Source organism: Arthrobacter sp. N199823, assembly GCF_002929705.1.
Lineage (GTDB): Bacteria > Actinomycetota > Actinomycetes > Actinomycetales > Micrococcaceae > Specibacter.
This window is the reverse complement of record NZ_PJIN01000001.1, coordinates 412,791-437,184: the sequence shown is the minus strand read 5'-3', so window position 1 is coordinate 437,184 and position 24,394 is coordinate 412,791. Positions and strand designations below refer to the sequence as shown.

Annotated in this window: 21 protein-coding genes; 9 read left to right on the top strand and 12 right to left on the bottom strand. The window is 61.7% G+C overall.

Annotation, left to right across the window (positions count from 1 at the left end):
• Nucleotides 1-58 precede the first annotated feature (58 nt).
• Together CXQ93_RS01930 and CXQ93_RS01925 are read right to left on the bottom strand one after the other, a co-directional pair.
• Nucleotides 59-982: a hypothetical protein gene (locus tag CXQ93_RS01930; protein WP_104108784.1), complete on the bottom strand. Its 924-nt coding sequence runs from the start codon at nucleotides 980-982 to the stop codon at nucleotides 59-61.
• 692 nt (nucleotides 983-1,674) lie between these two features.
• Complete coding sequence (locus CXQ93_RS01925; protein WP_181036009.1) at nucleotides 1,675-2,667, bottom strand: stage II sporulation protein M; 993 nt, start codon at nucleotides 2,665-2,667, stop codon at nucleotides 1,675-1,677.
• Nucleotides 2,668-2,718: 51 nt separating this feature from the next.
• Here CXQ93_RS01925 and CXQ93_RS01920 point away from each other — a divergent pair, with 51 nt between their 5' ends.
• A complete protein-coding gene (locus CXQ93_RS01920) occupies nucleotides 2,719-3,522 on the top strand; it encodes an RDD family protein (RefSeq protein WP_104108783.1) in 804 nt (267 codons plus the stop codon).
• 133 nt (nucleotides 3,523-3,655) lie between these two features.
• On the opposite strand, the gene CXQ93_RS01915 is transcribed toward CXQ93_RS01920, so the two are convergent.
• From CXQ93_RS01915 to CXQ93_RS01900, 4 genes are all read right to left on the bottom strand, one after another.
• Nucleotides 3,656-4,903 (bottom strand): Ig-like domain-containing protein, encoded by a 1,248-nt coding sequence (locus CXQ93_RS01915; protein ID WP_104108782.1) that lies wholly within the window; start codon nucleotides 4,901-4,903, stop codon nucleotides 3,656-3,658.
• A gap of 191 nt (nucleotides 4,904-5,094) precedes the next feature.
• A complete protein-coding gene (locus CXQ93_RS01910) occupies nucleotides 5,095-5,952 on the bottom strand; it encodes an MBL fold metallo-hydrolase (protein ID WP_104108781.1) in 858 nt (285 codons plus the stop codon).
• Nucleotides 5,953-6,003: 51 nt separating this feature from the next.
• Entirely contained in the window at nucleotides 6,004-6,183 is a 180-nt protein-coding gene (locus tag CXQ93_RS01905) for a Trm112 family protein (RefSeq protein ID WP_104108780.1), read from the bottom strand.
• A 101-nt stretch (nucleotides 6,184-6,284) separates the two neighbouring features.
• The gene (locus CXQ93_RS01900) at nucleotides 6,285-6,686 is read right to left on the bottom strand and encodes a DUF3499 domain-containing protein (RefSeq protein WP_104109169.1); all 402 of its coding nucleotides are present in this window, start codon (nucleotides 6,684-6,686) and stop codon (nucleotides 6,285-6,287) included.
• A gap of 67 nt (nucleotides 6,687-6,753) precedes the next feature.
• Between CXQ93_RS01900 and CXQ93_RS01895 the strand changes: the two genes are divergently transcribed.
• Complete coding sequence (locus CXQ93_RS01895) at nucleotides 6,754-7,296, top strand: metallopeptidase family protein (protein WP_104109168.1); 543 nt, start codon at nucleotides 6,754-6,756, stop codon at nucleotides 7,294-7,296.
• Nucleotides 7,297-7,302: 6 nt separating this feature from the next.
• Here CXQ93_RS01895 and CXQ93_RS01890 read toward each other — a convergent pair whose 3' ends face one another.
• The 3 genes from CXQ93_RS01890 to CXQ93_RS01880 all read right to left on the bottom strand — a co-directional run bounded on the left by CXQ93_RS01890 (nucleotide 7,303) and on the right by CXQ93_RS01880 (nucleotide 13,224).
• Complete coding sequence (locus CXQ93_RS01890) at nucleotides 7,303-9,279, bottom strand: DUF5719 family protein (RefSeq protein ID WP_104108779.1); 1,977 nt, start codon at nucleotides 9,277-9,279, stop codon at nucleotides 7,303-7,305.
• Nucleotides 9,272-12,631: a glycosyltransferase gene (locus tag CXQ93_RS01885; RefSeq protein WP_258068525.1), complete on the bottom strand. Its 3,360-nt coding sequence runs from the start codon at nucleotides 12,629-12,631 to the stop codon at nucleotides 9,272-9,274. The genes CXQ93_RS01890 and CXQ93_RS01885 overlap by 8 nt, the downstream gene beginning before the upstream one ends.
• Nucleotides 12,632-12,708: 77 nt before the next feature.
• On the bottom strand, nucleotides 12,709-13,224 hold the full coding sequence (locus CXQ93_RS01880; protein ID WP_104108777.1) for a WhiB family transcriptional regulator: 516 nt from the start codon (nucleotides 13,222-13,224) through the stop codon (nucleotides 12,709-12,711).
• Nucleotides 13,225-13,583: 359 nt separating this feature from the next.
• Here CXQ93_RS01880 and CXQ93_RS01875 point away from each other — a divergent pair, with 359 nt between their 5' ends.
• Nucleotides 13,584-14,477, top strand: coding sequence for a TIGR03089 family protein (locus tag CXQ93_RS01875; protein WP_258068524.1), 894 nt, complete (start codon nucleotides 13,584-13,586; stop codon nucleotides 14,475-14,477).
• A gap of 71 nt (nucleotides 14,478-14,548) precedes the next feature.
• On the opposite strand, the gene CXQ93_RS01870 is transcribed toward CXQ93_RS01875, so the two are convergent.
• Entirely contained in the window at nucleotides 14,549-15,052 is a 504-nt protein-coding gene (locus CXQ93_RS01870) for a GtrA family protein (protein WP_104108776.1), read from the bottom strand.
• A gap of 175 nt (nucleotides 15,053-15,227) precedes the next feature.
• Between CXQ93_RS01870 and CXQ93_RS01865 the strand changes: the two genes are divergently transcribed.
• The 4 genes from CXQ93_RS01865 (at nucleotide 15,228) to manA (ending at nucleotide 20,042) form a co-directional block, all read left to right on the top strand.
• Nucleotides 15,228-16,406 (top strand): 5-(carboxyamino)imidazole ribonucleotide synthase, encoded by a 1,179-nt coding sequence (locus CXQ93_RS01865; RefSeq protein WP_104108775.1) that lies wholly within the window; start codon nucleotides 15,228-15,230, stop codon nucleotides 16,404-16,406.
• A 4-nt stretch (nucleotides 16,407-16,410) separates the two neighbouring features.
• Nucleotides 16,411-16,995, top strand: a complete 585-nt coding sequence (purE, locus tag CXQ93_RS01860) for a 5-(carboxyamino)imidazole ribonucleotide mutase (protein WP_104108774.1) — start codon at nucleotides 16,411-16,413, stop codon at nucleotides 16,993-16,995.
• A gap of 10 nt (nucleotides 16,996-17,005) precedes the next feature.
• On the top strand, nucleotides 17,006-18,652 hold the full coding sequence (locus CXQ93_RS01855) for an LCP family protein (protein WP_104108773.1): 1,647 nt from the start codon (nucleotides 17,006-17,008) through the stop codon (nucleotides 18,650-18,652).
• 73 nt (nucleotides 18,653-18,725) lie between these two features.
• Nucleotides 18,726-20,042 (top strand): mannose-6-phosphate isomerase, class I, encoded by a 1,317-nt coding sequence (gene manA, locus CXQ93_RS01850; protein ID WP_104108772.1) that lies wholly within the window; start codon nucleotides 18,726-18,728, stop codon nucleotides 20,040-20,042.
• A 500-nt stretch (nucleotides 20,043-20,542) separates the two neighbouring features.
• On the opposite strand, the gene CXQ93_RS01845 is transcribed toward manA, so the two are convergent.
• Nucleotides 20,543-21,547, bottom strand: a complete 1,005-nt coding sequence (locus CXQ93_RS01845) for a peptidoglycan bridge formation glycyltransferase FemA/FemB family protein (protein ID WP_104108771.1) — start codon at nucleotides 21,545-21,547, stop codon at nucleotides 20,543-20,545.
• A gap of 329 nt (nucleotides 21,548-21,876) precedes the next feature.
• Nucleotides 21,877-22,893 carry a class II fructose-bisphosphatase gene (gene glpX, locus CXQ93_RS01840; protein ID WP_062291471.1) on the bottom strand — a complete coding sequence of 339 codons (1,017 nt, stop codon included), beginning with the start codon at nucleotides 22,891-22,893 and terminating at the stop codon, nucleotides 21,877-21,879.
• 199 nt (nucleotides 22,894-23,092) lie between these two features.
• On the opposite strand from glpX, the gene CXQ93_RS01835 reads away from it, so the two are divergent.
• Together CXQ93_RS01835 and CXQ93_RS01830 are read left to right on the top strand one after the other, a co-directional pair.
• Nucleotides 23,093-23,731, top strand: a complete 639-nt coding sequence (locus CXQ93_RS01835; RefSeq protein ID WP_146073133.1) for a DUF4245 domain-containing protein — start codon at nucleotides 23,093-23,095, stop codon at nucleotides 23,729-23,731.
• Entirely contained in the window at nucleotides 23,731-24,390 is a 660-nt protein-coding gene (locus CXQ93_RS01830) for a carbonic anhydrase (RefSeq protein WP_104108769.1), read from the top strand. The genes CXQ93_RS01835 and CXQ93_RS01830 overlap by 1 nt, the downstream gene beginning before the upstream one ends.
• The last annotated feature ends 4 nt before the right edge of the window (nucleotides 24,391-24,394 follow it).

The window sequence follows — 24,394 nt, the reverse complement described above, 5'->3', positions numbered from 1 at the left end:
TCAGGAGAGCCCCTCCCCCTACGAATCAGAGGATGCCCTATTTCCCACAACTGGCCCGCTACCCCAGCCAACCTTGCTGACGAAGTGCCTGTTTGAACATTTCATCGACATGGGGCTCACCCCTGCGCATGTCGGCACTGTAGACCTTGACCTGTAGCCAGCCGCGGACGGCGGTCCGCTCGTCTCTGGTTCTGTCGAAGAGTTGCTTTTGGGTGGTCTTGTGGACTTCGCCCTCATATTCGCTGCAGGTCTTGTACTCCTTACACGCCAAATCAGGCCAAACCTCCGGATCTCCTTGTATGGCGTAGTTGGTGGTGAACTCGGGCAACCCAGCACGCTGCAGCTGGAGGCGAAGTTTTGTTTCCGGCGGGGAATCCACACCAACTCGCATTAATTCCAGAGCAGCTTTGGCCTTCTCGAGGCCTCTGATGTTGTGCTTGTTCAGCACATAGGTGCGGAGGTCCTCAACCGAAATGATCGGGCGTTTGGACGGTTCGAAGGGCCTGTCGTGCTCGCAGATAAGGAAGTCTGCCACGGCCACCAGATCGTCCAGTCCCAACAATGCACTGAGATCCAGGAATGTCCGTTCTGGAGTAGTTACCGGGATGCCATCGATGAGCATGCTCTCGCAGGAGGCCAGCTCAATGCTGTGGCCAATGACGTTTCTGCGCCGCGGCTGTGGAGAGCCTGCCGGTCGCGTCAGGTGAATGGTCTTGATTTCATGGTCAAACCACGGCAGCGGGATGCCGTGCAGTTGCGCGGCAGTGACATGGGATGCGCAGCTTTCACGGCATAAGACGGTGTAGGGGTGTACGCGCTCGAGCAAACTTTGCGGTTGTCCGCGCGGCACACGCACCTCTCTGCTGGGAATGGACAGGTCAAGCGCCGTCAACCTGCTCAGCGTGACACCGGCATCCAGTCCTTCTCTGTAAGTGAAGGAGCGCCGTGCCAAGATCCCGGGGAGTGGTGGACGTACAACCATGAATAAAGTCTGGTTCATATTCCCCTTTGCCGCCCGGAGTTATCCACAGGCAGGAGGGATTCGGCGCCTGAGCTGCAATCGAAACCGCAGCCAAAGGGGGTGTAGCAGCTGACCGTGATTCCAAACAGCAGATAAAGGGGGTCCCAGCGGCTCGCACCCCTATTACCTGCTGTGTGGAATCGAGAAGAAGCCAAGTGGCGGCTCGCACCCCCTTTATCTGCTATTTCGATGCCCCGTGGCTCGAGAAAATCGCAGCAGCCACTGTTTCGCAGTCAGAATCGCCCAGCCGGAGGGATTCGGCGCCTGAGCTGCAATCGAAACCGCAGCTAAAGGGGGTGTAGCAGCTGACGGTGATTCCAAACAGCAGCTAATAGGGGTCCCAGCGGCTCGCACCCCTATTACCTGCTGTGTGGAATCGAGAAGAAGCCAAGTGGCGGCTCGCACCCCCTTTATCTGCTATTTCGATGCCCCGTGGCTCGAGAAAATCGCAGCAGCCACTGTTTCGCAGTCAGAATCGCCCCAGCCGGACCGGAACTGGGGCCAGTTTCAGGAACCGACGCCAGACCGGAGCGAGTTTTCGGGCCCGGGGGCGGTTTCAGGAACGGCCAGGGCCGGAACCGGGGCTGGCGCGGAAAATCTGACAATGCAGGGCCCGGGTGTCACTGTCAACCAAAGACACCACAGCGGACGACTCAGGCTGAACGGAGCCAGGCTCCGGCGTCGTCCTCGTTAAGATCGCCCTGCTCGCCGGCCCGCACAGCACGGCCACCCAAGATCAAGGTGTACGCCCAGTAGGCGGCCAGAACTAGCGCGCCAATCGTGATCTTGGCCCAGACAGGGAGCGGGCTTGGCGTCACGAAGCCCTCCACGAGCCCCGAGACCAACAGCACCAGGACCAAGCCCAAGGCCACTGTCATGAGGGATCGGCCCTCGAGCGCCAAAGAATCCAGGCGCGTGCGGGGCCCCGGGCTCACCCAGGCCCAGAAAATGCGCAAGCCCGCCGCGGCCGCAATGAAGATGGCCGTCAGCTCCATGAGCCCGTGCGGCAGGATGTAGCTAAAGAAGACATCGCCCTTGCTGTAGGCGAACATGGCGCCGGCTGTCATGCCCACATTTTCGGCGTTCATGAAGATTTGGTACGGCACAAAAATGCCGGTGATGCCGAAGGCCACGCATTGAGCGGCGATCCAGGCGTTGTTGGTCCAAACCGCCCCGGCAAAGGATGCGGCTGGATTCTCCGAGTAATAGTTCACGAAATCGTGGTTGACCAGCTGCTGTAGTTCCGCATCTGTGCCCAAGGCCGCCTGGACGTCCGGGTTCCCCATGACCCACAAGGCAAAAAGGAACGCTATGGCTATGAACACGGCCCCGATGATAAGTGTCAGCCAGCGGAGCCGGTAGAAGGCAGCCGGTAAAGCGATGACAAAGAACCGGGCGATGTCCACGAAGATGTTGCTCCGGGCTCCCGTGAACCGGGTGCGGGCATTGGCAAGAATGGCTGACAGTGATGCGGACAGCGCACTCTCGGCCGTCACGGAGCGGATCAGCGACAAATGCCCAGAGACACTTTGGTACAGCTGCAGCAGCTCATCGGCCTCATTGCCGCTCAGACGCCGCTTCCGGGCAAGAGTGTTCAGCCGTTCCCATTCCGGGCGGTGCACCGAGGTGAAGGCATCCATATCCATTCGAACCAGCATATAGGCTAAGGCGCGCATGGGCGTGGATAGACTGTTTTCATGTCCGCAATTATCACTGGCGAAGCCGTCGTCCTCGAGCTTCGCCCAGCTTCCTTTGCCGCACGGTCCGTGGCGACCGCTATTGACCTGTTCGTCACCCTGGCGGTGGGATTTGGCCTGTTCCTGCTGTTGTTCCAGCTGGCCTTTATGCTAGACCCGGCGGCAATCCGCGTCATGGTTCTGACGACGATCGTGGGCCTGCTGGTAATTGTCCCTATCACCGTAGAGACCCTCAGCCGCGGAAAGTCTTTGGGCAAGCTCGCCATGGGGCTGCGGGTAGTGAGGGACGACGGCGGATCCATCCGTTTTCGCCATGCCCTAGTCCGCGCCTTGCTGGCTGTGCTGGAAATTTACATGACGCTGGGCTCCATTGCCTGCCTGGTGTCCTTGTTCAATGACAAGTCCAAGCGGCTCGGCGACATGCTGGCCGGCACCTACGCAATCAGAGACCGCGCGCCGAAGGCGACGCCACTGCAGGTTTCCGTGGCTCCTGAGCTGGGACAGTGGGCCGCCCTAGTGGACATTGGCCGGCTTCCTGATCCGCTAGCCCGGCGCATCTCCATGTTCCTGCGGCAGGGACAGGCCATGGCCGGTAACTCCCGCTACGCCATGGCCGTGGAACTGGCCAGTGAAGCCAGCGCATACGTGGCTCCGCTGCCGGCTCCTGGCACCGATCCCAGCGTTTTTCTCTCGGCGCTTATCTCCGAGCGCCGCGATCGTGAGCACCTCCGCATGGGCGCTGCCGCGGACCGCGCAGCTGCCGTACGCGGCCAGCTGGAGCGTCACGGCGTGGGCGGAAAGTAAAACGTCTTGGCTGCGCCAGACAAGTGGCGGCTGGCTGGCGCTGGAGGCTGGGCGCGGTAGCTGGCAGGCGCTGGCTGTCAGCTACTAGCGGCAGCCAGCTACCGGCAGCCAACAGCTCCCAGCTCCCGGCGTGTTACCGCGAGGCGTAGTCGGCGAACGCGAAGTTCCAGTCGCCAAAGCCGTCGGTGGGCAGGATCGTGTCATTGGGTGTTCCGACAGTGTGAACCAGGTCCCCGGGACGCATGTTCTCAAAGACCCAGCCAGCGCCCTCATGCGAGAGCCCAATGCAACCGTGGGACAGGTTGGTGATTCCCAGGTAAGGAATGGCGAAGGCCGTAGCCTCGTGGATGAAGATGCCGCTATTGGAGAGCCTGGTGGCATATTCCACGTCTACGGAACCGTAATCGCCGGGATCGCCCGGCTTGAGGCCAATGGTTGAGGCCTTGAAGGTGGCGAAGCGCTGTTTGTCAGCGGTGAGGACCATGAACCCGGATGCTGAAGGGAAGGTATCGCTTCCCATCGATGCCGGGAAAGTTTTACTAAGCTGATCGTTGACAAAGATGTTCACGAACTTGTTAGTGGCGTCAGCTTCCATGACGACCTTGTTGCCAATGTTAACCTCATAGGCCCTATTGGCGTTGTAGATCATGCCGTTGCCAAGGTCGGTGCCGAAGAGCGCCATATTCACCGTGAGCTTGCTGTTTGCAGGCCAGTACGTTTCTGCCCGGTAGCGCACCATGGTGTCCGAGTACCAACGGAAAGCACCCTTTTGGCCAGTGCTGCTGGTGATAGTAATGGCCTTTTCGACGGCTTCCTTGTTTACCACTGGCTCGCTGAAGTTGAACTCGAGCGGCTGGGCAACGCCCACCGTGGAATCGGCCGCCGGGTATACCCAGGCGTCAGCCTCGTGCGAGGCCGCAACCGTGGAGAAGGCACTGTGGCTGGTGGTCTTGTTGCCGCCGGCGTCCTCGGAGGTGATGCTCAGGATGTAGTCGGTGCCGAACTTGAGCGGTTCTTTGGAAATCCATTTGCGGCCGCTGACCACCAGTTCGCCAGCAACGGCGATTCCTGTGGCTTTTTCTTCCAGAACGGCTTTAGCTACAGTGCCGTTGGTGACCATGGCGGAGACTTCCGTGGCCGGGTTGAATGCTTCCGTGCCGGTGGCGGGCGTCATGTCCGTGGTGGCGGGCGTGGCCGGCACAGTGGAGGGTGCTGCGGTGGCGCCGGCAGACGCCGTGCCTTGCGAGCCTGCACCGGGAGCAGTTTCCGCGGGCAGAATGCTGCAACCGGCTCCGGTCATAGCCATACCCACAGCAACAAGTGAGATCAAGGCAATCCGCAATCCCCCGCGGGCTCTCTTGGTCTCTGTCAACTCAGCCATGCAAACTCCCCATTCGGTGGACTAATCCCCAGGATCCTGTGACGGCGTAAACTACACCATCACGTAATTTTACGCCACCATTGCGCAGCCCCCTGCCACTGCGAAGGCAAGCCGGCATGGTGTTATGGGGTCGTTACTGTCCCAGCACCCCGCGAAACGGTGCGGTTACGCCTAGAACCTCGGCTGGAACGTCAACGGCACAGATAGGCCAATTGTGCTTCTACGGAGAGCCGCGCGGCACCTTGCAGATTTTCTGGGATGTCCCCGTAAACAATGGAGGCCACCTGAGCCGGCGTGGGCTCCGCGATACCATCCTTGTGTAAAAGTTCGACGGCGTGAACGACTTCTGCGATCCGGCTCGCCCTGTGTTCCTCATACCCCTGGGCTGCCGCGGCGATGTCGCGCAGCTCCGGCCCGTGCCCGGGCAGGGCCGCAATCTGGCTTCCTTGGGTATTGCTTCCGCGGTTGCGCAGAAGTGCCAGGGACGCGAGGTAGTCCCCCAGCTTGCCGTCCGGGTGGCAGATCACGGTGCTGCCGCTGCCAAGGATGGTATCGCCGGTGAAAATCACGGTTTCTGGATCGGCTTGATTGAGCGCTTCAGTGTCCGCAAGAGCTCCACCCGACTCTCCTAGGGTCACGCCTAGGGTCACGGCAAAACACAGTGAGTCGCTGGTATGTCCGGGCGTGGCGAGTACCTCAATGGTGAGGCCGCCCGCCTGGATGAGTTCGCCGTCGTACAGGGCATCAGCCCCGTGGCAGAATTCCGACAAGGCCGCCCGCACTGGCGCGCCGGTGAGCTCATGGAGCCGGGCACTGCCATCGGTGTGGTCGCCGTGATGGTGAGTGATCAAGATCAGCTCAACCGCGCCGGCAGCGGCCAAGTCAGCCAGATGATCTTCCAGCAGCGGACCGGGGTCAACCACCACCACGCCGTGCGCGCCGGGGGCAGCAACAACGTAGGAATTGGTCCCGTCAAGGGTCATGGGGCCCGGGTTCGCAGCCCGCCTGCGCCGCACCATGGTCCCGATGGTTTCCCACGCAGCGTTCATTTCTGACCCCTATGTCTCATGGCGTTGGCTAGTGGTGTGGGCTGGTAGCGCCTAGGCAGTAATTTGTTCGGGGCGAAGCAGCAGTGCGATGCCTTCGTCGATGCGGTAATGCACCGCCATGCCGTCTTCGCCATTGACCGTGCTGATCAGTTCCTCGCCGTGCTGTGTCAATGGCGATCCCGTGACCGGGCAGCGCAGTATTGCCAACAGGGCCTCGTTAATCTTTGCCATGATCTCCCATTTCATTCACGGTGCGTCAAAAGAGTCAAAATGCGTCAAACGTTTGGCCATTACACCAGGTGGGCCGGATCGAACCTGGTATGCCGGAGCTGCTAGTCGCGCAGGATGCGAAGGTGTCCGCGCCGGCCGGTGCTGCCGGGGTTGGAGGGTAGCTGCGCGGGCGGTTCCAACGTGCCACGGTATTCTCGCCGTGCGGCGGTGGCCCCAGTTTCCTCGGAGCCGGCGTTGGCAGCTTCCCTGACGGCATCGGCCAGAGCAGACAGATCATCCGGGCCAGGCGCTGGCGGCTTGTCCGATCGCGCCAGATGGATGACGTTCCAGCCCAGCGGGGCCGTCAATCGAGCGGAATGTTTGGCGCACAAGTCGTAGCAATGAGGTTCGGCGAAAGTTGCCAGTGGCCCCAAGACCGCCGTCGAATCAGCATAGACGTACGTCAAAGTGGCCACGGCCGTTTCCCGGCAGGCTGATCTGGTGCATTGACGAAGGGTTCCCACGATCCACAAGACTACCCCTCATGCCGCGATATTTCCCCTCGGCTGCCCCGCGCCCTAGAGTGAAATGATGCAGTTCAAGGCAAATGACGGCGAACAGTCCCTAAGAATCTCACTGGACCCCCAAGAATCTGATCCGCCACGGGAAGAAAATCCTGCGGCCCGCAGCTTCACTTCGCGCCGTCGTGACAGGCACGGGCGCGGTTTACGTGGCCCCGTACTTGACGCTGGGCTGCCGGGCTCAAGGACCCGCGGGCAGAAATTTGATGACCTCGTGGTGGACTCCGCCGATAGGCTGCGCTCCCTGTGGCCCGAGGCGTTAGCAACCGTGGAATACCTCGTCGAGGAAGTTCCCGAACGGCTTGAGTCACTCCTGGCATCCGGAGCCCAGGCTCCCTTGGGAAAATATGTGCCTGCCCGCCCGGCCACTGCCGGAAATATGGGTGAACCAGCGTCCATTGCCATTTACCGGCACCCAGTGGAAGCCCTCTGTGACAACGCCGGACAGGTCCGGGAGCTGGTGCATGAGGTGCTTGTGGAACAAGTCGCCGGGCTCCTGAACATTGATCCGGACGCAGTAGACCCGTTGTTCCGGCACCACCGAGGTCACTAGTTTAGGTCAGTACCGGGTGATGATGTTGACGGCGGAATTTCCCGCAGCCGACGGCGCAATGGGCAGAACAGCAATACCGGCCGAACCGTCCTTGAGCAGCAACTGAGAGCCAAAAGCCGGTGCCCCGGACGCAGCAACCACCACTGCAACAGCACCGGAACCGAGTAGTTTTGCCGGATCCACTGTGACGGAGCTGCCCGCACGTAGTTCCACATCCTTCCCCGCGCCCAACACACCGCTAGCTGAAACCGGTACCAGGTTGATGGTTGCGCTGCCCTCAATGGCGGCAAAGGCTAAACGTGATTCGACGCCAGCTGGCAAGGTCAGCACATGGGTGTCACCCAGCCGTGCTGTGGACGTAGCGTAGGCGAGGTCGACGGCGGCACCCGCCTTGGTGAAGTTAATGAGCCGGACAGCTGCCGCTACCGGAGCATCTGAACTCACAGCGAGGGAATAGTTGCCCGCTGGGAGCCCAGCCAGCGACAGCGTGCTGACCTTGCCAGCGGCGGCGGTGAATACGCCTCCGTTCGGCAGAGGCACTTGACCGTCAGCGCCAAAAGCCTTGACCTCCAAGACGGCGTCGCTGATTCCTGGAACCGTGACAGCCAGAACGGTAGTGGCATCCTCATAGCCCTTTTGGGCCGTGATCTTTGCGCTGTCGTTAGCGGCACGGACCTCAACACCGGGGATGGTCAACGACTGTGCCGGAGCCTGAACGGGGGGCAGATAATCGATGCCACCGGGGGTGAGCCCCCGCAGAACCGACTGCTGAATGGTGCCACTAACGGGCCCGCCCACGCTCTTGACATGAACAGTAAGCATTTCTTCGTCAGGGGCCAGACCGGACAGAACAACGGATCGAACACTGCCCGGGGCAACCACCAAGCCCTTGCTGCCAGCAGCCTGAACGGGTCCATTGGAGCCAAACAGTTCCAGCGAAACATTGCCGGGAGTTTCGGAGGAATTGCTCAGTGACAAGATGGCTGTGCGTCCCACGGTGGTGCTCGCGCCAGCAAGCCACAAGTCGTTGGCTGGCGTCTGGCATGTTGCCCCGGCCAGTCCGGCCAGATCGCCGTCGGTGGCGTCGACCACAACCGATCCTGCGCCCTGAGAACTCTCCCCCGCTAGCGGGTCAAGCTGCAGCGCAGAAGCCGCATCCACGGATTTCCCGCTCACAACTTGTGCTTTGGCCTTTGGCTCGCCGGTCAATGCTGCTGGTGAAGCCGTTGACGCCCCCGAGGGTGTGGCAAGCGGCTTGGCCACAGTGAATAGCGAGGAGAACTTACCATCCAACGCCAGCACCGACGCCCCCGGAACCTCTCCCGTGGCACCACTGAGCACGACGGCATTCAACAGGGTTTTGGTGCTCGAGGAATTAGCTGAAAACTCCGCATCCGCCCCTGCTGCTGAACCAGCCAGCAACTGGGTTGGTCCCTGACAATTCGCCATGGACACGCCTACCGGAAGCACATGTGGCACAGGCTCAGTCACGGCTGTGGCATCCATACCGGGGTAGAGAGTGGCGGCGCCCACCGCGGCAACCGCCAGGGCAGCCGTGGCCACTCCGGCAACAATGGCCGGCCAACGACGGCGCACGGCTCGCCTGTTCCCCTTCTCACGGCGCGAGCGCTTCTGACTCCGTGCGGAAGTTTTCTCCACAGGAGCTGCCTTCGGCGTCTCCGATGTTCCATCGGCAGCGGGCGCAGCGGCGTTGGACGCAGCCGGGGATAGCTCAGCGGCAGCCTTCGCAGCGACGCTGGGCGCAGCCGAAACAGGCACAGCGGCGTTGGTCGATGGTGCATCAGCGGCGGGCACCTCACCCCCAACCTTTGCATCAGCGGCGGGCACCTCAGTGTCGCTGCGCGTCGCGTCCGTAGCTGGCGTGGCGTCGTTAGTTAGAGCAGCGCCTTCTTCAGGAGTGCCTGTTTCAGGAGCACCGCCAGCAATATTGTTGTCCTGCTTGTTGTCCTTGTTCTCAGACACCTCTACCAACCCTTTGCAACGATGCTTCATCCCGGTATGCACCGGTACGGCCGCGACGGGCCCGGACGGGAACAGCTAGCAGGATTGTCAATCCAAACAAGACCAACTGCACAATAGTGAAAATTGCATCTAGAGGCTCCACGTAGCGAATCTCCAGTTTTCCTGCGGTCGCCGGCAACTCGAAGCCCTGAGCCCAGCCCGCGTCTGTGGCCTTGAGCGATTTGCCATTAAACCAGGCCTGCCAGTTCGCATTGGAGCGTTCGGCCAACACCACCTTGCGCCCGGCTTCCCCGGCAGCAACGTCAGTCTTGACGCCAATTCCGTTGGACGGCACGGGTGCCACGGCTTTGCCAGCAGCGTCAACAATCCGGACTCGGTTCACCACGTCGGTGTCACCGGCGGTGGCGTAGGTGGGCTGAACGCGCCACAGCCACCCGGATTCGGTGGGGCCAACGCTGCTCAGACCGGGAACTCCTTCGAGCTCGCTGGCCAACAGCTCAGCCGCTGTGTCACCTGGGCGCAGCACCACGAAACCGACGCCGAGATCCACCAAATCATCACGAGGGTCAAGTCCCGCCTTGGAGACGAGAGCTGCCACGGTGGTCTCCAAAACCGCTGTTGCCTCATCGCTGGGCACCACGGTTTCCTGGCCCGGGCTACCCGTGACGCGCGCTGCCGCAGAAATTGCGGAGAGTGAGTCCAGCGTTGTTCCAGCGCCCTGCATGAGCGCGGCATCAATGCCGCCATCAGCCGTCACCGAAAGCACAATCGTTCGGCTGGCCTCGGGGCCCATGCCTCGGTCCGAGGCCGTCGCCGGAATGGTCCCGGAAGTAGCTCCCTGTAGCAAGAACGGCCCTGTCAAGGACGCCTGTCCGGGATCCTTGGCGAACTGCTGCACGGTCCACGCGCCCAAGCTCACCACGGGTGCCAGCACCAAAACTATTGAAAGGACGACGGCGGTCACTTTCGCCGTCCTGTGCCTTTCGCCAGCCTTGTGAGCCGGATCGTAGGCGTGCCGGTGGACGGCGTCGAATCCCAAGATAGCGGCACCAAGGAGTGCAAAGAACGCGAGCGAAACGGCAGGTCCGTTGAAAGCGGTAACGAGCGTGCCGCCGTCGAACGCTACGGCAATGAGCTTGAGGCCATAGGACCCCACCAGAGCCAGCAGCGCAACAAACCACAGGGTGCGTACCGTGGCGGCGCGGCGCAGGGGAAGCAGTAGGGCGATGATGGCTGCAATCACCACGGGGGCGCCAACGATTGCCACGGCTACCCACGTCAGCCAGGGTGCCGAGAGTAGCGGGCCAAGACCCAGAATTCCCTCGGTGGCGTTCACTTGTTCAGGGAATCCCAAGGCCTGCTGCCACAGCGGTGCATGGGATGTGGCGAGGGGCAGTCCCGGATCGGCCAAAAGTGCACGGGGGTTACCCCAAGCGGACCAGACAAACGGCAGGAACACTGCAGCCGAGGGCAGCAGCGACCACCAGATGGTCTTGCCCCGGCGGCCCAACAACAACGTCGCAATCAGGACGCCAACAATGGCCACAACAAACAGGCTCGGAGCCGCCGCCGTCACAACAGCCAACGCCAGCCCGGTTGCCGCGGCAGCCGTCCATGACGGGTTGCCTGCCACGCCGGGGCGGCCCATCTTGGAGACGGTGGCGGCGGTACCTGCTGCCCCCTCTACGGTGCCGGGGACAGTCTCGGGGCTTACCGCCCCACCCACGGCGCGGATCAGCCCCAACATCACCAACGGGATCAGGATGTGGGCCAGCAAGGCACCCACACGCCCCTGTCCCATGGCGAGCAAAAGCACGGGAGCACCTGCCCAAGCCAAGCCGGCCACAATGCGCGGCCAGCGGCGCAGTGTCAGTGCGCCAGCAGCCAGCCAAGCCGTGAAACCGGATAGCGGCAAGGCCAACAGCACCAACCACAACAGGGCGATCGATCCGTTGCCACCCAGCGCGCTGAGCAGGAACAAAACGTAGTTGAAAGGGTTGCCGTGGCCGGGCATTCCGGAACCGAGCGAGACCCACCAATCGGTGGCGTGCTGCCAGACCGTTCCGAGTTCAGCAGAGACCGGCAGCAAAGCGCCGCCCAACAGTGAGGGGGCACCCATGAGTCGCGAGAGCGCTACGAGGGAAAGTACGCTCAACAGAACCACCATCGCAATGGCACTGATTATGGGGGCGGTGCGGCCTAGAGCCAGCGGCGCCACGCTCTCTTGGTGGGTTTCTCCTGTGGGTTCTAAAAGTGACGGGCCGGCAAGAGATTCCACCGGCAGGTCCTCGTCCGGGCCCACTGCTTCTCGCAGTGACTTCAAGTGCTCACGGGACGCGCCCTTGGGGACGTGCAGACCCTTGTTGACCGAGCGGCGTGTGGTGCGCGTTGCGGCCAATGAGGCTCTGCTCCGACGCAGCGCAAAGGGGCGCATGAGGCCAGCGCAGGTGGCCACGAACATGCGCACGGCATGGCCGGGGGCCTTCAGGAGAAAGCCTGCCATCAGCCAATACAGGGCAGCAATAAAGGTGCCGACCGTGTATAGCGGAACAGCCGCTGCCGGGGCGTGCTTGAGCCGCAGGAAGACTCCGGCTTTGCGGGCAGCCACGCCAGTGCCGACGCCATTGGGTCGATGCACCACGTGGAACATCTGTGCGGCGGGAACAATGAGTACGCGGTCACCGGACAGGCGGACCCGGGCGCAGAAGTCCAGGTCATCTCCGGGGCCGGAAAGAGCGGGGTCAAAACCGCCAAGTCTTTCAAACACGTCGCGGCGGACCAACATGCCTGCCGTGTTGACGGCGAACATATCGGCAAAGTGATCGTACTGTCCCTGGTCCTGTTCATCCAGGCCCACCAAGGCCAAACGGTCGAACCATTTGTTGCTACTCAGCCCTACATCGACCAGACGCCGGTGGTTATCCCAGTCCAGCTGTTTGGCGCCAACAACTGTAGCCGTGGTGGCCCGCTCTGTGGCTTCAATGAGCAGTTGCAGAGCATCGGGGGCCGGAGCCGCGTCGTCTTGTAGGAGCCAGATCCATTCGTTGCTGCCGGGCCGCTCGCCTTCGAGTACCCCGACTCCGCCGGATGAGTTTAACGCAGCTGTTTCTGCGGATGATCCGTCGGCGGGGCGGTCCCCGGAACGCGCCGGGCGGGCCGTCGCTGCGGCACCGCTGCTCAGCCGTTTTTGATACTCGAGGACGGCATTGACGGCAGCACCATAGCTTTTGCGGCCCTCAAGGGAGATCACGTGACGTTCGCCGAGTTCCTTGCGCAGTAACTCCCCCGAGTTATCACTTGAGGCGACGTCTGCGCCGAGGACAACATTCGCCGGTCGGGTCTGCGAGGCCAATGCGGCCAGGACTGTAGGGAGATAGGCACCGCCGTTATGGGCAACCAGAACGGCCGTGACTTTTACTGCTTCAAGAATTAGACCGCTCGCTTCCGCAGCCGCCGACGCTCTCGCTCGGACAGGCCGCCCCAGATTCCAAACCGTTCATCATTAGCCAACGCGTATTCAAGGCATTGTGCCTTGACATTGCAAGCGCCGCACACTTTCTTCGCGTCCCGGGTGGATCCGCCCTTTTCAGGGAAGAACGCTTCCGGATCGGTTTGTGCGCACAAGGCGTCAGTCTGCCAGCCTAGTTCACCTTCGTCACTGAAATCATCACGCCGCGTTCCAAGACCAATCCAAATTGGGTCATTGTCAACGCCGACAACTCCCCCGGTCAGGAGATCGTCCGGCTCGTCATGCGTGGAAAGAAATGCCGTTGCCGCGTCTTCTAGACCCTGACGGTTCTCCCGTTCATGGAACGCAGCGGCTTCTGGGTCGGCCGGGTCCACGTACCAATCAGTGGGCACACCACGGGTCTGGTAGGCGGTAGCAGCCTGCGCTGCCACCTGGTCATCGCGAAAATTCTCCACACTCAGCTGAGCTTGCCCCATAATCGTCCTCCTGAATGTTGCCGCTGACACTGCTTACCAAAGTACGGTTCCCGCAATGTGCGGACTGCAGTGCCACTTTCAGCGGTTGGTGCGTCTAATTACATCCGTGTAAGTCACTCACGTCAAGCGGCCAGAGATGATACCCACTGCCACAGTGGAATATCTTGCACGCCACGCCCGGCAATTTCATACCAATACATTCACGCAATTTGGCTCTCAGACCCCAAAAAACCCGTCTTTCTGGGCGTAAGATGCATTTTTGGTGAATTCCCAGTGAAGTCTCAGGATTCTTTTTGTAAGCCAGATCACGTCACAATAAGATTTCTTCCAATCGATGGACGTCAGGAAGCGGGTGGAACATGACAAAATGGGCTGCCATGAACCAGTCTCTGAACACCCCCACCCAGCTGTTGCACGCCCTGCGTACCAACAACCCCACCTCACCTCGGCTTACTTGGTACGGCCCGGACTCCGAACGTGTGGAATTCTCCGGCCGGGTTCTGGAGAACTGGGTAGCCAAAACCGCCAATTACCTCGTTGACGAACTCGACGCCGAACCGGGCACAGTCATAGCCCTGGACCTGCCACTTCACTGGCGATCTCTGGCTTGGTTGTTGGCCACATGGGCCGTGGGCGCCACTGCCGCCACCTCCAGCAACACCCAGACGGGCACAGCGGCAGGCGCTGCCGGCCCGGGTGCCCTCGTCACAGGCGCTCAGCTTATTTCTGGCACTGACATTGTCGCCACAGCCTCACCCGTGCAGATCCACAGCCTTCTGACCGGGGCCAAGGGGGATCCAGTTGTGGTGGCCGTTGCGCTGCCGGCCCTGCAAATGCGCTGGATGGGTGAGCTCCCGTCCCGCACGCTGGATTACTCCGGAGAAGTCCGTTCGCACGCCGATGTGTTCTTTGCCGACGCTGAACCCGAGCCCAGCGATATTGCTTGGCAACACACGGCTCTGAACAACGGCGCAGGTGCTGGAACAGATGTTGCTGGCACAGCTTTGAGTGCAGACATAGACAAGACTGACTATGCCCACCTGCTGACAGGAGGTGCGCAGCTGCTGTCCATACCTGAAAATCAGTTGCCTACCGGGCCACAGCGGGTCCTGCTGCAGGCCGAGAACGGTTGGGCCGCCGTCGTGCCTGATGCCTTGAAGATTTGGGCAGCAGGCGGATCAGTGGTTCTCCTCGGCGATGGTGTTCTCGTTTCGGAGACCCTGCGTGCCAGCGAGAACATTACGCTGGGCTAGGCAGCAGCCCTGAACGCCCCGCAGCTACTCCGGGCTGCGGGCGGGGCTGGGCACAGCGGGTGCGCGGCCGCTCAGACTTCGTGGTCGGCCTGGATGAGCTGGCGGTCGCCTTCAAAGCCGGGCTCGGCATCCAGCTCGTCGGTGAAGACCCAGAAGCGGTAGGCGAAGAAGCGGAAAATGGTGCCAAGGACCAGGCCCACCACGGAGCCTGCTATGAAGTCGGCGGTGGTGGATTCGAAGCCGAGCACCCAGTGGGAGATGTAAACGCAGGCTGCGGCGATGCCCATGCCAATGCCGTTCATAACCACAAATAGGAGCACCTCGCGGAGCACATTGGCCTGGCGGCGGTGGCGGAACGTCCAGTAACGGTTGGCGAGCCAAGAAAAGACGGTAGCAACGGCGGCGGAAATGATTTTCGCCTTGGTGGGGTGCCCGGCCATGCTGCCATTGAGCAGCCACAGGTAGATCCCGGTGTCAATAACGAACGCCACGCCGCCCACGACGCCGAACTTGGCCACTTCTCGCCAGAAGAGCCCCATAAGGCCTTTGATGCGGTTAACTAGCTTCGTGTACATGGTCCTCCGTCGGCGATCTGGCCATAAACGGATGATTCTCGCGCCAGCCAATTGTGTTCAATTCTAAGCCAAAATTGCGTCAACGCCGCGCGGCTGTTGTTCAAAACACGTGCTTTGGCGACCTCGAAACCGTGCAAAGCAAGCATCCGGCCAGACTTTCGGTACTCTGGGGACTGTGACTTTTCCTGTAATCGGTGTGGTGGGCGGCGGACAGCTGGCTCGCATGATGGCCCCTGCAGCCGTGGCCCTTGGTTTTGATTTACGTGTTCTGGCGGAAGCCCCTGACGTGTGTGCGGTGCCCGTGGTGGCCCATGCACCGGTGGGTGACTACAAGGACCTTGATACGCTGCGTGAGTTTGCCCGGGGTGTGGATGTTCTCACATTTGACCATGAACACGTCCCCAACGAACACCTGCAAACGCTGATTGCCGAAGGTGTCAACGTCCAGCCGCGGCCCGATGCTTTGGTCAATGCCCAAGACAAGCTCGTGATGCGCGCCGCGATTGAGCGCCTTGGCCTGCCCAACCCGGCTTGGTCCGCCGTCGCCTCCGTTGCTGACATTGCAGCCTTCGGCGACACGCACGGCTGGCCCGTGGTGCTGAAGATGCCGCGCGGCGGGTATGACGGCAAAGGCGTGAGGGTCCTGCGTAGTGCCGCCGACGCCGCTGCTGCCGCCGACTGGTTCGAGGCCATGAACCCGCTGCTGGTGGAAGAAATGGTGGACTTCTCCCGCGAACTCTCCGCCTTGGTTGCCCGCACCCCATCGGGTGAGGCCCGTGCCTGGCCCGTGGCCGAATCCATCCAGGTGGACGGTGTGTGCGATGAGGTCATCGCCCCTGCCCCCGGCCTGCCTGCCGACGTGGAAGCCACCGCCGAGGCCGCCGCACTGCGAATTGCCAACGAGCTCGGCGTCACAGGCGTCATGGCCGCCGAACTCTTCGAGACCCCCGGGCGCGCACCCGGCTTCCTCATCAACGAGCTGGCCATGCGCCCGCACAACACTGGCCACTGGACCATGGACGGCGCAGTCACCGGCCAGTTCGAACAGCACCTGCGCGCCGTGCTGGATCTGCCTTTGGGTGCAACGGACGCGTTGGGTGCCATTGTGGTCATGAAGAACTTCCTCGGCGGCGCCAACCAGGACCTCTTCAGCGCCTACCCGGCCGCCCTGGCCGCCGAACCCACCGTCAAGGTCCACAGCTACGGCAAGTCCGTTCGCCCCGGCCGCAAGATTGGCCACGTCAATGTGATTGGCTCCACTCACGACGACGTCACCGCCGTCCGCGCCCGCGCCACCACCGTGGCAAACATCATTCGTGACGGCCTCCTGCCCGACGCCACAGAAGGAAAATAAGGCCATGACAGATCTTTCCACTCCCCTCGTTGGCGTTCCCTTAGTTGGCATTGTGATGGGCTCCGATTCGGACTGGCCCGTCATGGAGGCTGCGGCAGCTGCACTGTCCGAGTTCGGTATCCCGTTCGAGACCGATGTGGTTTCCGCTCACCGCATGCCCACCGAAATGATTGCCTACGGAAGCCAGGCCGCAGCCCGTGGAATCCGCGTCATCATTGCCGGTGCTGGCGGTGCAGCCCACCTTCCAGGCATGCTGGCCTCCGTCACCACGCTTCCTGTGGTTGGCGTGCCTGTTCCGCTGAAGACCCTCGACGGCATGGATTCCCTGCTGTCGATCGTGCAGATGCCCGCAGGCGTTCCCGTGGCCACCGTCTCCATCGGTGGAGCGCGCAACGCCGGTCTACTCGCCGTGCGCATGCTGGCCAGTGGCACGGATGCATTGGCCACGGATCTGGCGTCAAAGCTTGTGGACTTTGCCCAGTCGCTCAACGATCAGGCTTCCGCCAAGGGCGCTGCCCTGCGGGCCAAAGCCGGCGCCACCTACCCTTTGGCCGTTCTACCGGATACCGCCGGAACTACAGAAGGATAAACGCCTGCGTATGAGTTTCAGCAGCCCAAAGGTTTCCAGACCTTCAAATCGTCCGCCCGAGTTGACCAACCCGGCCCGTTTCCCGGAGCCGGCGTCTGCACCTGTGCGCTCAAAACGGGCCTGGATCCTGCTGCTGCTGACACTCATTTTGCCAGGTGCTGCCCAATTGGTGGCCGGCAATAAGCGCCTGGGGCGCATCGCCCTGCGCTGTACTTTCACGGTGTGGGTAGTGGTGATTGCCGCCGTCGTACTGGCTGTGGTGAACCGTGAAGCGCTCCTGAACCTTTTCACCAGCCCGCTACCCTCGATGCTCATCATTCTTTTGATGGCGGCAGTTGCTGTGGGCTGGGCCATCATGTTCATCAATACGCTCAAGCTCATTAAGCCGAGTTTGTTGGCACCGGGCATGCGCGGATTGGTGAGCGCGGCCGTGGTTGTCATGATGGTACTGACCAGCGGAACTCTGGGATACGGCGCTTTCCTTATCAACTCCGGGCGCAACGCCATCTCCACTATTTTTCAGGCCGGCCCGGATATGAAGCCCGTGGACGGCCGTTACAATTTCCTGCTCATGGGTGGCGACGCCGGTGAGGACCGTAGTGGGCGGCGCCCTGACTCCATTATGGTGGTCAGCGTCGATGCCAAGACAGGCCTGGCAGCCACCATCAGCATCCCCCGTAATTTGCAGAACGCGCCTTTTGAGACCGATTCCCCTCTCTGGGATGTCTACCCCGACGGCTACAACTGCGGTGATGACTGCATCATCAACTTCCTCTATAGCGACGTCACCAACAACCACCCCGATCTGTATCCCGGCGCAAGCGATCCCGGGGCCAACGCCATGATGGATGCCGCAGGCGGTATTTTGGGGCTGACTATTCAGGGCTACGTGCTGATTGATATGGCGGGCTTCTCCAACCTCATCGATGCCCTGGGCGGCGTCACCGTGAATGTCGGTGGCTGGGTTCCGATGAGCGGGGACGACATCAACGGCACAGGAGACCATCTGCCACCAACCGGCTGGATTCCACCGGGTGTTCAGAAACTCGACGGTTACCACGCACTGTGGTTTGCCCGCTCCCGCGAATGGGTCCTGGAGTACAACCGCAGCCAGCGCCAACAGTGCATCCAGGCCGCCATGCTGTCCCAGATGGACCCAGCCACCATCTTCACCAAGTTCAGTTCCCTTGCCGACGCCGGAGCCAAGGTGGTGGAATCGGACCTGCCTGCCGGGCAGTTGGGCAGCTTCGTCTCGCTGGCGCTGAAGTCCAAGTCACATCCGCTGTCTCGGCTGACCATCGGGCCGCCTGACTTCGACAAGGACTTCCCCACTTACCCTGACTTTGACGTGGTCCACCAGCGTGTCAAGACGTTGCTCAATCCACCCGCAGCAAAGCCAGCTGCCCCTGCTGCAACGTCGAAGGCACCCGCATCAACGGCACCCGCTGAGCAAGCCCCAGCCGCCCCGGATCCTGCTGCCCCGGCAGCTCCGGCACCCGTTGTACCAGCAGCTCCGGCGCCGGAGGCACCTGCTGAAGCAACGCCGTCGTCCGGGCCAGAGATCACAGCCGAGTACCTGCAGCAATTGGCCATCAACGGTGATGCTGTGGCACTCAGTGGATTGTTGTCCAACAATGGGACGTGCTCCCCGGGCTAAGCTATTTCACTGGCGGACCCCTCGCTACTTTTCCATCGATCTACAGCTTGCCTTGGACCAGGAGAAATTTCTTATGTTTGCACTGACCAACATCACCCGTGATTATGCATGGGGCTCGGCCACAGCTATTGCGCAATTGTTGGGCACCGTGCCTAGCGGCGGCCCCGAAGCGGAATTGTGGATGGGTGCACATCCGGATTCGCCCTCGGTCGCCGCGACACCAGAGGGTCCCGTGCCGCTGGATCAGTTAATCGCCGAACATCCCCTCGAGACGCTGGGTGCCGATGTACATGCAGCTTTCGGTGCAAAATTGCCGTTTCTGACCAAGCTTTTGGCCGCAGATCAGGCCTTGTCCCTGCAAGTTCACCCAACTTTGGAACGGGCCAGGGAACGGTTCGCTGCCGAGGAAACTGCCGGTGTTCCCCGGGATGCTGCCCACCGCAACTACAAAGACGCCAACCACAAGCCGGAAATGATTCTGGCACTGACGCCCTTCGAGGCCCTATGCGGTTTCCGACCCTGTGCCGAAGGTGCCGCCCTTTTCCGAGCCGTCACAGCAGCCATTGCCGCCAGCGGTGCCGAGATTCCCCCGTTGCTGCAACAGGTCGAGATGACTCTGAACTCACGCATGGCGGCCCCGATGGTGGTACGCCGCGCCTTCGAAACGCTGGTGGGTGGCGGCGCCGAAACCACGGCCCTTGTGGAACTCGCAGCCGAGGCCCTGGCGGCTGCTGTCCCCACTGACACGGACGTTTCTTCCGACGCTGACTTGGGGTTGGGCTTGGATTCAGCCGGACTGCCCGACAACGCTGCGGCGTCGCTCCGGACCGTGGTGGAGTTGGCCCGGCAATACCCTGGCGACGCTGGTGTTCTGGTCTCGTTGCTGCTGAACCGTGTATCGCTGCTGCCTGGCGATGCCATCTACCTACCAGCTGGCAACATCCACGCTTATTTGAACGGCTTGGGTTTGGAAGTCATGGCGTCATCGGACAATGTCCTGCGTGGAGGGCTCACCGGTAAGCACGTGGACGTTCCGGAGTTGCTGGACACCGTGGACTTCAACCCCAGCGCAGTACCCGTGGTCCCCACCCGAACCACCGTTCTAGGGCAGCAAGTCTGGGAACCGCCGTTTGCTGAATTTACGCTCCAGCGCGTCGATATGTCCGCCGGATCCGGGCCTGTGCCGTTGGTCCAGAACGGTCCGTTGTTGGTGCTTTCGGTGGCAGGCTCGGTACTTCTGGACTCCCCCCGCAGCGACATGGTGCTAAGCCGCGGCGAATCGATCTTCGTCCCGGCTGCCGAAAACCCTGTGATGGTTCACCCTCATGCGGTGGCCGGCGATGCCAACGGCGACCCTGCAGTGGTATTCGCAATCACCGTGGCCAGCTGACCCGTCCCTGGGTCCAGTTTTGAGTCTTTGGGCGATCCTGAATTCCGGCCCCGGTCCAGTTTCTGGCCAAGTCCCCTCCCCGGTTTCCGGCTCCAGCCCCGAAGAACGCCTCGAGTGTCCACTTAACGTACGCTTCCGGCTGTTTTCGGGCCTCAAACGTACGTTATGTGGACACTCGACGTCCTAGCCAGCGGGAGCTGGGGAATTCAGCCCGGTACGGGTTCTGGTCCTCACCGGCCCCCGTTTCCGGCTCCAGCCCCGAAGAACGCCTCGAGTGTTCACTTAACGTACGCTTCCGGCTGTTTTCGGGCCTCAAACGTACGTTAAGTGGACACTCGACGTCCTGACCGGCGGGAGCTGGGGAAATCGACCCGGCTGACTCAAGGAACCTGGGGAAATCCGTCCGTCCTGGCCCGCAGGACCTGACCCGGCTGCCTCACAGAACCCGCGGAGCTCGGCCAGGCCAGGCCCGCGGAGCTCAGAGGGGACCGTGGACGCCGCTAGCGCTTGAGCAGGCCGCGAGCCTTCTTCATGGAGCGGCGAGCCACCGGCAGGAACCGGGCGAACACCGGATACAGCGGCGAGAGCCCCAGGTCCCACGTGCCTGCCAGCATGTTCTCATGGTCAGCGAAGCCAAACTTGAACTTCGAGACGCCGTCATTGAGCAAACCATTGAAGTCGTAGCGGGTGATTCCCCGGGCCTTCATTTCCTGGATGGCCAGCCATTTCAGGGAGTAGTTTGCACGCAAAGTGCTGCCCTCCTCGGTCATGCCTCCGTACAGTTCAAAGGCCGTGGCGTTGCTGGCCGCGAGCCAGAGGAAGGCCACCAGCTTCTCGCCTTGGAATGCCCCGTAAATGGGTGAGCCGTGGCCCAGATTTGCCAGAATGTCGCTGTAGTAGCTGTCCTCATGGATGCCAAATTCGGCCCGCTCGGCCGTTTCCTTGTAGACGGCCATGCACTGTGGCAGTTCGGCAGCCGTGACGGCGCGGTATTCCAGCCCTTCACGGCTCGACTTACGGATGTACTGCCGCGTCTTTTTCGACATGGCGCCCTGCAGTTCATCCTCGCTGCGAGTCAGGTCCAGAATCAAGGTGCGCGGAATCAAAATGGTACTGGCGCTGGGCGTCCAACCCGTGGCTGGGAGGGTCGCCACGGCCACCGTCTCGGCATCCCAATCGGGTTCAACGCTGAGGGCTACTGACTTGTGGCTCGCCTTGACATAGCGTCCGACGGCGTCCAGCACCTCATTCTCCCTGCCCGGCTCCGCTTGTGGTCCCCTGGCCAGGTAGGCCAAGGAGTTAAACGGAACGGGCAGGGAGCGCAACAGGATCTGTGCGGATCCAACCAGGGTTTCGCCGTCCTTCACCAGAACACGGTCGACACTCCAGTTGTGGGCAGCCTTGGTCTCACCCCAGCCCCAAAGCTGCATGGGGTGGCCCAGCTGTGAGTTCACAGCGGCATCCCACTCGTCACGGACAGGGCACGGCACAACACTTAAAGTCATGCTTCAAGCCTACCGGCTAGCGCGCCTGCCCTGATCCCGACGGCCAGGAACCCCCGTCTGATCCAGCGGACCCACAAGCGCCAGGTCTCGGAGCGGGGATGGCGTGATTTCCTTCCCTAGCTTCGCAAGCGCAGCGGGGAACCCTCGGAAATCGCTGAGCAAGGTCGCCCAGCGACCGAGGAAATCTTACTGCCCACGAGGGACCTAGCGCGTAGGGGCCGACGCGGCGGGGCCCCAAGCGCGAGGGCCCCTGTGTGAGCTTGCGAGCAGGGGGAGCGCTTGGGGAATAGTCGCCGGAAAAGTGCCGGGCCTCAACCGGTCACCACCGTTTAGGCGCGGCGGGCGTAGCTTTCCCACTTGGCAGCCTGGTGTTCGCCCTCAACAAAGCGGACGGTGCCGGACTTCGAGCGCATAACGATCGACTGGGTCAGGACCCGGCCCTTGTCGTAGCGGACACCGCGCAACAGGTCTCCATCGGTTATGCCGGTGGCTGCGAAGTAGCAGTTGTCGCTGGAGACAAGATCGTTGGTGGACAACACGCGGTCCAGATCGTGTCCGGCGTCGATGGCCTTCTGCTTTTCATCATCATCGGTGGGCCAGAGGCGGCCCTGGATGACACCGCCGAGGGTTTTGATGGCGCAGGCGGCCACAATTCCTTCGGGCGTGCCACCAATGCCCATGAGCGCGTCAACGCCCGTGCCCGTGCGAACGGCCGCAATGGCGCCGGCTACGTCCCCGTCGAGAATGATCTTGGTGCGGGCCCCGGCGTCGCGGATTTCCTGAATGAGCGGCTGGTGGCGGTCACGGTCCAGCACCATGACAGTGAGCTGGTTGATCTTGACACCCTTGGCCTTGGCGATCAGGTGCAGGTTCTGCTTGACGGGAAGACGCAGGTCAACCATGTCCGCAGCTTCCGGCCCGGTCACCAACTTCTCCATGTAGAACACGGCCGACGGGTCAAACATGGTGCCGCGTTCGGCCACGGCCAGCACGGCAATGGCGTTGTTGATGCCCATCGCTGTTAGGCGGGTTCCATCGATCGGGTCAACGGCAACATCGCATTCGGGGCCGGAGCCATCGCCCACCACTTCACCGTTGTACAGCATAGGGGCTTCGTCTTTTTCGCCCTCACCAATGACAACTACGCCGTTGAAGTGGACAGTGGAAAGGAGGGAACGCATGGCGTCAACGGCTGCGCCGTCGGCCAGGTTCTTTTCGCCAAAACCAACCCAGTGGCCGCCAGCAATAGCGGCTGCTTCGGTGACGCGGACCAGCTCAAGGGCTAGGTTGCGGTCCGGCTCATCGTCGCCCACAGCCAAGGACCGTGACAACTGCGAATAATCCATCTGTGATGCGTTTTCAGGCACGTGTAAACCCCATTGTTTAGGTAGGCGCAGTTTTTGCTGTGCGCTGGTGCGCGTGTGACTGCCGTTTTCTTGCCTACCCAAGTAATCATAGGTGAAACAGGGCTCCGGAACGCGGTGAGCTGCACCACATAGGTGGTTGGCGCAAACTTTGCCCCTCCGCATCTGGGAAGATGGTTCGGTGAGTGATTCCAGCCCAACCCCGCCGTTCAAGCCCACCATCGCCGCCGGAGCAGCCAAACGCGCCAATGCTTCGATAGCCGGCATGCTCTTGGCCATCTTCTCCACCATCGCCATTGTGTTGACAGTTATTTGGCTCAATCCTCAGCAAAAGGCGGAGTCCTACCGCATGGACATCGATGTCGCAGGCATCGCCAGCCATGCCGCGGACACGGCCGGGTTCACGCCTCTGGCTCCGGTGCTACCGGATGGCTGGTACGCCAACTACGCCCGGTGGAATCCTGCCGGGACCGACGGCGTGGCGTTCTGGGACGTTGGCTATGTCACCGCAAACAACACCTTTATTGCGTTGCGTCAGTCCGTTACGGCCAACCCCACGTGGACTGCCAGCCAGACGCAATACGCTCCTGTTACGGGAACGCGGACAGTCAGTGGGCACGACTGGGAGCTGCGTGATAAACCTAAGGAAGATCGCAGCCTGGTTCTTCTTGACGGTGACAACACCATCGTGTTGACCGGCGCGGCAGATTTTGAGGACTTCGACTTCCTCGCCAAAGCAGCAACAGACTCGCTCGGAACCGGCAAGAGCGGAACCAGCACCACAACAGCAAGCACACCAAAAGCAGAGGACAGCAAATAATGAGCGGTGGAGAAGACGGCAACATCAACGCAGTGGAAGCCCATCACAGGACTCCCTCGGAGGCTTGGATTGAGCTCATGGCCGGCAACGCCCGGTTTGTGGAGGCCAGCTCATCGCACCCCAATCAGGATGCCGCCCGCCGCGCCTCCCTGCTGTCACATCAGCACCCTTTTGTCATGATTTTCGGCTGCTCGGACTCCCGCTTGGCTGCAGAGATCATCTTTGATCTGGGCCTCGGCGACGCGTTTGTGGTCCGCACGGCCGGCCACGTCATTGACAACACCGCCCTTGGTTCCCTCGAATACGGGGTGGAATACCTTGAGGTGCCGCTGATCATAGTGCTGGGGCACGACAGCTGCGGCGCCGTGACAGCTACCAAGGACGCAGTTGCCACCGGCAAGATGCCCGCAGGTTTTGTCCGCGACCTCGTGGAGCGCATCACCCCCTCTGTGCTCGCCTCCCTCCGTAAGGACCAGAACAGCTCGGTCAACGACATGGTGGAGGAGCACGTCAAGCAGACAGCTGCCCGCCTCGTGGAGAACTCCCCCATCATTGCCAATGCCGTGGCCCGCAGGCGCACCGCCGTGGTGGGCCTGACCTACCGCCTGGATGACGGCACCGCTGACCTCGTGTACAGCAACGGATCCATCCACCAGTAAGCCC

What these genes read in the sequence shown, in the direction of transcription:
- CXQ93_RS01930 (WP_104108784.1), bottom strand. Translation starts at nt 982, where the DNA reads ATGGTTGTACGTCCACCACTCCCCGGGATCTTGGCACGGCGCTCCTTC.
- CXQ93_RS01925 (WP_181036009.1), bottom strand. Translation starts at nt 2,667, where the DNA reads ATGGATATGGATGCCTTCACCTCGGTGCACCGCCCGGAATGGGAACGG.
- CXQ93_RS01920 (WP_104108783.1), top strand. Translation starts at nt 2,719, where the DNA reads ATGTCCGCAATTATCACTGGCGAAGCCGTCGTCCTCGAGCTTCGCCCA.
- CXQ93_RS01915 (WP_104108782.1), bottom strand. Translation starts at nt 4,903, where the DNA reads ATGGCTGAGTTGACAGAGACCAAGAGAGCCCGCGGGGGATTGCGGATT.
- CXQ93_RS01910 (WP_104108781.1), bottom strand. Translation starts at nt 5,952, where the DNA reads ATGAACGCTGCGTGGGAAACCATCGGGACCATGGTGCGGCGCAGGCGG.
- CXQ93_RS01905 (WP_104108780.1), bottom strand. Translation starts at nt 6,183, where the DNA reads ATGGCAAAGATTAACGAGGCCCTGTTGGCAATACTGCGCTGCCCGGTC.
- CXQ93_RS01895 (WP_104109168.1), top strand. Translation starts at nt 6,754, where the DNA reads ATGCAGTTCAAGGCAAATGACGGCGAACAGTCCCTAAGAATCTCACTG.
- CXQ93_RS01880 (WP_104108777.1), bottom strand. Translation starts at nt 13,224, where the DNA reads ATGGGGCAAGCTCAGCTGAGTGTGGAGAATTTTCGCGATGACCAGGTG.
- CXQ93_RS01875 (WP_258068524.1), top strand. Translation starts at nt 13,584, where the DNA reads ATGACAAAATGGGCTGCCATGAACCAGTCTCTGAACACCCCCACCCAG.
- CXQ93_RS01870 (WP_104108776.1), bottom strand. Translation starts at nt 15,052, where the DNA reads ATGTACACGAAGCTAGTTAACCGCATCAAAGGCCTTATGGGGCTCTTC.
- purE (WP_104108774.1), top strand. Translation starts at nt 16,411, where the DNA reads ATGACAGATCTTTCCACTCCCCTCGTTGGCGTTCCCTTAGTTGGCATT.
- CXQ93_RS01855 (WP_104108773.1), top strand. Translation starts at nt 17,006, where the DNA reads ATGAGTTTCAGCAGCCCAAAGGTTTCCAGACCTTCAAATCGTCCGCCC.
- manA (WP_104108772.1), top strand. Translation starts at nt 18,726, where the DNA reads ATGTTTGCACTGACCAACATCACCCGTGATTATGCATGGGGCTCGGCC.
- CXQ93_RS01845 (WP_104108771.1), bottom strand. Translation starts at nt 21,547, where the DNA reads ATGACTTTAAGTGTTGTGCCGTGCCCTGTCCGTGACGAGTGGGATGCC.
- glpX (WP_062291471.1), bottom strand. Translation starts at nt 22,893, where the DNA reads ATGGATTATTCGCAGTTGTCACGGTCCTTGGCTGTGGGCGACGATGAG.
- CXQ93_RS01830 (WP_104108769.1), top strand. Translation starts at nt 23,731, where the DNA reads ATGAGCGGTGGAGAAGACGGCAACATCAACGCAGTGGAAGCCCATCAC.